At 34.3% G+C, this 9419-nt stretch carries 7 protein-coding genes; 4 read left to right on the forward strand and 3 right to left on the reverse strand.

Features of this window, described 5'->3' with window-relative positions:
• A partial coding sequence (locus tag AC1DTM_RS13170; protein WP_477000323.1) for a LysR family transcriptional regulator occupies window positions 1-799 on the forward strand: 799 nt, incomplete at its 5' end.
• A gap of 53 nt (window positions 800-852) precedes the next feature.
• Here AC1DTM_RS13170 and AC1DTM_RS13175 read toward each other — a convergent pair.
• Window positions 853-1440, reverse strand: coding sequence for an urease accessory protein UreH domain-containing protein (locus tag AC1DTM_RS13175; RefSeq protein WP_477000327.1), 588 nt, complete (start codon window positions 1438-1440; stop codon window positions 853-855).
• Between the two features lie 315 nt (window positions 1441-1755).
• Window positions 1756-2742 carry a F510_1955 family glycosylhydrolase gene (locus tag AC1DTM_RS13180; protein ID WP_256415938.1) on the reverse strand — a complete coding sequence of 329 codons (987 nt, stop codon included), beginning with the start codon at window positions 2740-2742 and terminating at the stop codon, window positions 1756-1758.
• Between the two features lie 261 nt (window positions 2743-3003).
• On the opposite strand from AC1DTM_RS13180, the gene AC1DTM_RS13185 reads away from it, so the two are divergent.
• Together AC1DTM_RS13185 and AC1DTM_RS13190 are read left to right on the forward strand one after the other, a co-directional pair.
• The gene (locus AC1DTM_RS13185) at window positions 3004-4287 is read left to right on the forward strand and encodes an aminopeptidase P family protein (RefSeq protein WP_016104531.1); all 1284 of its coding nucleotides are present in this window, start codon (window positions 3004-3006) and stop codon (window positions 4285-4287) included.
• 118 nt (window positions 4288-4405) lie between these two features.
• Window positions 4406-5998 (forward strand): multicopper oxidase family protein, encoded by a 1593-nt coding sequence (locus tag AC1DTM_RS13190; RefSeq protein WP_477000324.1) that lies wholly within the window; start codon window positions 4406-4408, stop codon window positions 5996-5998.
• Window positions 5999-6049: 51 nt separating this feature from the next.
• On the opposite strand, the gene AC1DTM_RS13195 is transcribed toward AC1DTM_RS13190, so the two are convergent.
• Window positions 6050-6595 carry a hypothetical protein gene (locus tag AC1DTM_RS13195; protein WP_477000325.1) on the reverse strand — a complete coding sequence of 182 codons (546 nt, stop codon included), beginning with the start codon at window positions 6593-6595 and terminating at the stop codon, window positions 6050-6052.
• Between the two features lie 438 nt (window positions 6596-7033).
• Between AC1DTM_RS13195 and topB the strand changes: the two genes are divergently transcribed.
• Complete coding sequence (topB, locus tag AC1DTM_RS13200; RefSeq protein ID WP_477000326.1) at window positions 7034-9178, forward strand: DNA topoisomerase III; 2145 nt, start codon at window positions 7034-7036, stop codon at window positions 9176-9178.
• The last annotated feature ends 241 nt before the right edge of the window (window positions 9179-9419 follow it).

The raw sequence follows: 9419 nt of genomic DNA on the forward strand, positions 1-9419 counted from the left end.
ACATATGACACAACCAGCAATAACGCATATCATTAACAAATTAGAGAAAAGATATGCTTTAACTTTATTCGAGCGATCTAGACAAGGAACGGTGTTAACTGAAAATGGAAAAGAATTTTTAGTTTGTGTAGATCGACTTCTAATGGAGTATGAAAATCTTGAAGAAACAGCTTTACATTTGAAAAATAAGAGCTTGTATAAGATTGTATTAGCTACATATCCTTCCGTTACTGTATATTGTTTGGCAGAGTGTATCGAATTAGGTAATGTTGATCAAAGTCAGTATGTACTTGCAGTTCGAGAGGGAAGTTATCAAGAAGTGTTAGATTGGTTGTCTTCTGGAAGTGCAGATTTTTCTATTTCTATAAAAGAAAATTTACTACCAGGATTTCATTATGATGTCATTGGTGAAGATCCATATGTTATGGTTTCTTCTAAGTCAGTTCCATCTGATCTTACAAGAAAAGAGTTGAAAAATTATCCTTTTATAATGCCGCTTTCTGGTTGTAAAGAAGTACTTGAACCATATTTGATGAAAAATGAAATAGTAGTTAATAAAGTGATGGAGTCAGAGTCAATTAGTTCAGCATTAGCACTTACTTTACAAGTTAAAGGAATAACAATCGTTCCATTATCAGGACTTCATAAACAAATTATTCATGACTTTATCGTGCAACCGATAGAAATTAAAATTCCACGACAACTTATTATGCAATGGTCACCTAAAAAAGAGAATGATCCGCTGTTTCTGGCGTTTGTTACGAATTTATTAGTACAATTACAAAATAAAAAAAATTAATAAAATGCTTTTAAAAAAGGTAAGTTTGATTCACTTGAACTTACCTTTTTGATTTACAACCAATATAAGGATGTATCATAAAGTCCGATTAAAATGAGAAGTACACCAGCTATACGCTGAATGCTTTTTCCTATTTTTCGGCTCTTTTTGAGTAATGCCCCATTTAATCCAAGATAGGAGATGATGAACATTAGTATAACGATAGGCAGAGCAGTTCCTATCGAAAAGAATGTCGGAAACAAGTACCCATAATTAGATGATAAAGATAAAGGGATTAACGTTCCGAAAAATAGCACAAACATAGTCGGACAGAAAGCTAAAGAAAAGAAGAACCCAAGTAAAAATGAGCTGACTTCATTTTGTTTTCGTATAAATTTGATAGGGAAGATGGAAGAGAAGAAATTTCTTCCTGTTATAATACCTGATAATATTAGACCCATTAAAATTAATAAAGGCCCGATCAGTTTACGTAACCACGGGAAATACAAAGTTAATATTTGTTGAATCTCTTTTCCTAACACCCATACCAATATTCCAAGCGTCGTAAAAGCTATTACTTTTCCTACAATGAATAACAGTATATGTTTCCAGGCATGTCCCTTTTGTAAAGATTGATTGCCATAAAGTGAAACTWTAATCAGTGGGGGTTTTGTTCATCCCCCACTGATTATTAGTTGAACCAATCGGGCATTTACGGGCAGTTGATCTCCCACCTAACTTCTTTGTCCTATCCGAATTTTGAGGTGGGAGTTTTACTGCCCGTTAATGCGGGATAAAGTATAATAGCACTAATGTTTCCTGTTAATTGGCAAGGAGCAAGGGTACCTACTATGCCTAATAAAAACGCAAATAAAAAAGGCGTTGATTTCGTAGCATTCGCGACATCCATTAAAGGAGACATGAGTTGATAACTCCATTCACTAATTGTTGAAAACACGTTATATTCACCTTTCTAACTAGTTATATTGTAATGATCCCTCTTTAGTAATCTGTTTCCACGTTTTACCGCCATCCGTAGAAAGGAATACATTCGCTTTCATTGTAGCAAATACCATTTCAGATGAATTTTGAGGGTTTTGTGAAATATACATGATGGTATCCTTAGAATCTAAAGATGGAATTTGTATATTTGTTTCTTCATTTGTAGCAATTGATTTTTTCGTTATCATTTGCTCATTTTGCTTATTGATAGAGGCATAAATAACATCTTCATTACTTAATGTAACTGCTGTCGATTCAACTGATTTAGAAAATAGTTCAAATGTATTTCCATAATCCGTAGATAAATACACGCCATCTTTAGCACTTACCGCGACTACACTAGATTGATCGGGATGTGCTGAAAAGGAGTGGATAGTACTTGAAAGCCCCTTTAACTTACTATTTTTCCATTCTTGTCCGTTGTCCGTACTGAAATAAAAACCTTGTTGTAATTTAGAATTAGGACGTTCGTTGTATAAATAAATCGCTTCCGTATTATATCCGACAGCAAGGTTATGAAAATCAGATTCTCCATAGAATGCTAGCTTTTCAAGGTTATTGCCACCATCCGAACTTTTCATTAATCCTAAAGGGTTTTTAAAATTTGCACCTGGTTCAGGATGCCCGCTGGCAAAAAATCCATTTTTCGTTGCTTGAAAGCCCATATAATCGTGTAGCTGTGTAGCAGTTTTAAACCATTTGCCATTTTGATAAACTTTTATACCACTATGAGTTGCGATAGAAATCCCTGGCATATTTCCTGCATAGCCAATTCCATGAATGTGCGCGATTTTTCCGGATGTAATTTCTTTATAGAAGTTTTGCGGAATCGTATTTGCTGTTTCTTTATTTTTTGGCTGAGATTGAACTGTTTCTGTTTTTGCTGGTTGTGTTTCTACATTATTAGAGCATCCTGTAATTATAAATATTGAAGTAATGGCTAGTCCTACGTAATGTTTCACGCTTGTAGGCTCCTTTCCTATATGTATGAGATTTTAAGTATATGGAATAAATGTCAAGAAATTGTGGAGTGGTATGCATAATCTCGAGTGGAATAGTAATGAAAATTTTATCCCGTATATATGCGTGGTAAGAAACCCGGTAATGAAAGTTTTATTTTCAAAATAAACACTATTAATTGACGAAAAATTATAACAATAATAGAATGAATTGTATTGGATAATTAGTTTGAAAAACATACATAGAACGCTAGGGGGATTATTATGAAGTCAACATTTTTTGCTCAAAATAGAGAAAGATTAGTGAAAACATTACCAGATGAATCAATTACTATTTTATTTGCTGGACAGGCACCTCATATGTCAGCTGATGCACATTATAAATTTGTGCCGAATCGTAATTTTTACTACTTAACGGGAATCGATGAGCCGAATGTTATTTTCATGTTAAAAAAGTTTGGAAATAGTGTAGAAGAGACTCTTTTCATTGAAAAATCAGATCCAGTACTTGAAAAGTGGGTTGGAAAAACAGTTTCTAAAGAAGAAGCAGAGAAATTATCAGGTATAAAGAAAGTTGTGTATTTAGATAGCTTTGAAAAGACGATGACGAATACACTTTTCGCAGAAAATGTGAAACACGTGAATTTAGACTTGGAACTTCATGAGTGGAACGGTACTGAGACGAAAACATTAGCGTTTGCTAAACATGTAAGAGAACAGTACCCACACATAACAATTGGTAACGTATACCCGAGCATTTGTGAATTAAGAGTGTTTAAAACAGAGGAAGAAATTGAAATCATTAGAGAAGCAATTGCAGTAACTAAAGAGGGTATTTATAATGTGTTGAAGCATGCGAAAGCAGGCATAATGGAATATGAATTAGAAGCGCACTTTGATTTCATACTAAAGTCGTCTGGTATTAAACATCATGCATTCAATACAATTTTAGCGAGCGGTAAAAATGCTACTGTGTTGCATTATGAAGGTAATGATGCAAAAGTGGATCAAGGTGATCTAGTACTGCTCGATTTAGGTGCTCAAAAAGATTACTACAACGCTGATATTAGTTACACATTCCCAGCTAGTGGAACATTCTCTAGTCGCCAAAAACAAATATATAATATCGTGTTAAAAGCATTGAAAGAAACAACTGAACTTATTAAGCCGGGATTAAAGTTTGCTGTATTAAATGAGCATACAAAAAAAGTACTGGCAGAAGAGTGTAAAGCTATTGGTTTAATTCAAGAAGATGAGGAACTATCTAAATATTATTATCACGGCGTGAGTCATTTCCTAGGTTTAGATACTCACGATGTCGGAACATACAAAGAGAGAGTATTAGAAGAAGGTATGGTTATTACGATTGAACCAGGTTTATATATTGAAGAAGAATCAATTGGGATTCGTATTGAAGATGATATTCTTGTAACAAAAGATGGGTTTGAAAACTTGTCAAAAGATATCGTTAGGTCAGTTGAAGAGATTGAAGAGTTTATGAGAGAAAATAATATAAATGTAAAAGAAGATGAAGTTGTTACGAAATAATAATTAGAAGAGGCGCTCAATTTTGGGCGCCTTTTTATTGTGCACATTTTACATCTCCATATTTTCTTGAAAATTGTCTTCTATAATAAGCTTGAAAAAGAAAAAGGAGGGATTTTCGATGAAAAGATTTGTATTAACAGCAGTTACAGTCTCCGTAATATCTTTAATTGCTGCATGTTCTGCGACCACAAATACAACAAATGATCATAAAAATATGAACGACAAAAAAACAACACAGACTGAAACGGCTACAAAACCATTGAAAGTTGTAAAAGGGCCAGAAGTTACTTTAGTAGCGAAAGAAGAAAAACAAAAGCTAAGTAGCGGTGTTATTGTTCCAGTCTGGACATTTAATGGTTCATCTCCTGGTCCAGAAATCAGGGTGAAAAAAGGTGAAAAGGTTAAAGTGACATTAAAAAATGAACTATCTGCACCAGTATCTATTCATTGGCATGGGTATCCTGTCCCAAATAACATGGATGGAATTCCAGGCGTGACACAAGATGCGGTTGAATCAGGAAAAAGTTTCACCTATGAATTTGAAGCGAACGTACCAGGAACGTATTGGTATCATTCACATCAAGATTCTGTAAATCAACTAGATAGAGGTTTATATGGTGCTCTCGTTGTAGAGGATACAAATGAAAAGTATGATAAAGATTACCCATTAATGTTAGATGAATGGGTAACAGATAAAGAAGAAATTAATAAGCAGTTAAAAGAAATGACAAAAGGGCAAACAGAAAAAGTAGATGGTAATAAATCTAAGGATAATGAAAATACGAAAAAGAATGATGATATGAAAGGCATGGATCATGGAAATATGAAGATGGAAGGTCATGATATGAGTGTGTATGACTTATTCACAATCAATGGTAAAAGCGGAGATTTAGTAGAGACATTAAAAGTGAATAAGGGCGATAAAGTTCGTCTTCGATTCGTTAATGCTGGTTATCTATCACATGATATACACGTTCATGGCCATGATATAAAAGTAATTGCGACAGATGGCCAACCAATTAATGATCCAAAAGTTATTAAGGATAAAGTAATTTCAATAGCACCGGGTGAACGTTATGATATTGAATTTACTGCTAATAATCCTGGGAAATGGTATGTTGAAGACCATTCAGAAAATAAAGGTGCAAAAGGAATGAAAGCTGTTATTGAATATGAAGGTAGTAAAGAGATGAAAGACAAAGCAAACGAAAAAGAGAAGTTATCAAAATTGGACATGACGAAATATGGTACTAAAAAATTAGGAAGTTTCACGTTAGATCAACAGTATACTGCCACATATAATATGGACTTGAATACGCAAATGAATGGAAATGAAATGGTATATACAATTAACGGAAAGGTATTCCCAGATATTGACCCAATTCCAGTGAAAAAGGGTGACTTAGTAAAAGTAAAATTAGTAAATCGCTCTAAAGCGGACGATCACCCGATGCATTTACACGGTCATTTCTTCCAGGTGTTAAGTAAAGATGGAAAACCGGTAGAAGGTTCTCCAATTGTTAAAGACACTTTGAACTTAAAACCAGGAGAAGAATATGAAGTAGCCTTTGTAGCAGACAATCCGGGTGATTGGATGTTCCACTGTCATGATTTACACCATGCTTCAGCAGGAATGGTAACAGAAGTGAAATATACAGATTACAAATCTGATTATGTTCCAAACCCTAACATTCCTAATCAGCCAGAATAATATGAAGCAGTTATCCTATGGATAGCTGCTTATTCATTTTCGTTGCAAGTGTTAATGCATATGTTGATCGTGCCCGGATGAAGATGGGGGAGTATGATCTGGAAATGTCACGAATACAGTAAGAACAATTACTACGCTAATGGAAAGTACTAATAGAAACCGGCGGTGGATATAAGTAGAAAAGGTTTCTGATAAAAGCTGAATCATACATGACATAGTTATCGTTATAGTAAGTAAAAGACTAATAAACAGAATACTATGTGCTTGTTGAGCGTTTAACATTTCTGTAATCATAGCTCCCATCATACTTGCCATTAAACCAGAGAACATTCCTTCTAAGGCAGTGTACAGGTGAAAACGTAGACCGACTAAAAAACCGATACAACCACTAATCAAAATAGCAAGCAAAGTAGAATATAGTAATTCTCCTTTAAAGAGAATACCTAAATAAAAACCGATACTTAAACCGATACTCATACTAAAAGACATAATAAATACCATATACTCCATTAGGGTACCCTTACGTTTAGAAATATATGATGTGATAATAATCGAGATACAACAAAGTGTTAAGGCAGTTAACGTATAAGMAAACATCATGATACCTCCCTGTCCTATCATTCACTTCATCATATGTTCAAATGGAGAGTACTTATGCTTATTTATATCTGCAAATTATCTGCACAATTTAAAAAAGGTAAGTTCAATATAATTTTTAAATAATGATGGTTATCTTAGTAGACGATGCTTCATAAGGAATTGTTGTATTTTAAATTTTATAGAATATATGAAAGCAAATAGTAGTGAATGGAAAGGACGCTCGATTTTTGGGCGTCTTTTTTGTTTGTGAGCATGCGAAAGAAAGTGTTATATAATGAGTTTCTATTGTGAAGCCATAAAGAATAAGCGTATAATATTATAGGTCTCCCATTCGTGAGACAAACCGCGAATGATAAATAAGATTGTTGTATTATCATCGCTTCTAAACATATAGACAATGAAAGTAACACTGGAATACAGATAGGGAGTTATAAAATGAAATTAATTATTGCCGAGAAACCAGATCAAGGTTTGGCTCTTGTTTCGCAGTTTAAATATCGCYGGAAAGATGGGTATTTAGAAGTAGAAGCAAATGAGTTATTTCCAAATGGAGCGTACTGTACATGGGCAATTGGTCATTTGACGCAGTTATGTAATCCAGAACATTATCATGCAGAGTGGAAAAAATGGTCACTTAATACGTTACCAATGATTCCAGAACGTTTTCAATTTGAAGTAACAAAGTCAAAGTATAAGCAATTTAATGTAGTGAAACAGCTGTTACATAATCCTCAGGTAACAGAAATCATTCACGCGGGCGATGCTGGGCGTGAAGGGGAATTAATCGTACGAAACATTATTAATCTTTGTAACGTGCAAAAGCCAATGAAGCGTCTATGGATTTCGTCTTTAACGAAGCAAGCTATTTATCAAGGATTTAAAAACTTACTTGATGAATCAGATACGATTAATACGTATTATGAAGCATATACAAGATCTTGCGCCGACTGGGTGGTTGGGATGAATGCATCGCGTGTCTTTAGTATTTTGCTAAAGAAAAAGGGAATGAACGATGTATTTTCCGCTGGTCGTGTACAAACGCCAACATTAGCATTGATCGTAAAGCGTGAGAAGGAAATTGAAAACTTTAAATCAGAGCCGTTTTGGGAAGTGTTCGCAACCTTTAATATAGAAGGAAAGAAGTATGAGGGGAAATGGGAGAAAGATAATGAGTCCCGCTTAAATGATCCTGATTTGGCAAATAAAATTGCAGCGTTTTGTCAAAACAAACCGGCTGTAGTAAAAGAAATGAAAACGGAGCGTAAAGAGTTTCAGCCGCCGTTTTTATTTAATTTATCAGCACTGCAAGCAACAGCGAATAAAGCCTTTAAATTTTCACCGAAAAAGACGCTTGATATAACGCAAGCACTATATCAAAAAGGGATAGTCTCTTATCCACGTTCGGATTCTAACTATGTTACACAAGGAGAAGCAGCGACGTTCCCTGATATTTTACAGAAGTTAAGTCAGTTTGATGAATATAAAGGTTTATTGCCAGCACCAATTGAATCGATTATGAACAATAAGCGTTATGTGAACGAAAAGAAAGTTACAGATCACTACGCAATTATACCGACAGAGCAAGTTACAAATCCAAGCAAACTATCAGGTGATGAAAAGAAAATTTACGATATGATCGTAAGAAGACTTATTGCGGCGCATTATGAAGTAGCAATCTTTGATTACACAACGATTACAACTCTTGTAGACGAACGTGCTGAGTTCATTTCGAAAGGAAAACAGCAAATTCAAGAAGGTTGGCGTAAAGTTATTTTCCAAGACGATAAAGATGACGAAACAATTCTTCCAATTGTCGCAGAAGGTGAACAAGGAAAAGTTGTAAAGGTGAAAGTGAAAGAGGGAAAAACACAGCCACCGAAACGTTATACAGAAGGACAACTTATTACGTTAATGAAGACGGCCGGTAAGTATTTAGAGAATGAAGAGCTTGAGAAAGTATTGAAGAAAACAGAAGGTTTAGGTACAGAGGCAACTCGTGCAGGTATTATTACGATGCTGAAAGACCGTAAATATATAGATGTGCAGAAAAACCAAGTGTACGCAACAGATAAAGGGAAAGTATTAATTACAGCAATCGGTGATAAAATACTGGCTTCACCAGAAATGACAGCAAAATGGGAGCAACGCCTTGCGGAAATTGGTGAAGGCACAGCTTCACCAGCGACATTTATGGAACAAACGAAAAAACTATCAGCTAAAATTATTGAAGATGCGGTAGAAATGTCAGAGAAATGGGATTTCACTGGATTACATGTTGAATCGATTGAACGAAAAGGATCGAAATTTACAACAGGTAAAAAGGTAGGGAACTGTAAAAAATGTGATGGCGATGTTATCGACAAGTCCACGTTTTACGGTTGTTCCAACTACAACACAACACAGTGTGATTTTACCATTTCGAAGAAGATATTAAGCAAAGCCATTTCGCAAAAAAACATGACGAAGCTATTAAAAGGTGAGAAGACCGATTTAATTAAAGGCTTTAAAAAAGGCGAGAAAACGTTTGATGCGAAGTTAGAGTGGAAAGATAATAAGATTAATTTTGTGTTTGAGAATTAAGTGGTTTTAACAAATAAAAAAGTGCTTTACTAAATAAAAAAGCTCTTTCACGAGTAAAAGTTTCTGTAACAGGTTAGGTTTGAAAAAATTATTGATAGAAAAGAAAAAGCATGACAATTTTAAGTCATGCTTTTTTTATTTTATAATTACAGAGTTTTGTATACTAGCACTAAAATTTATTTGAATTAATTGCTTGAAAAGATGGTATGAAATAGGGTTAAGTAGCAATAAAGTTATTTAA

This window comes from Bacillus sp. P4_D3 (genome assembly GCF_056401855.1).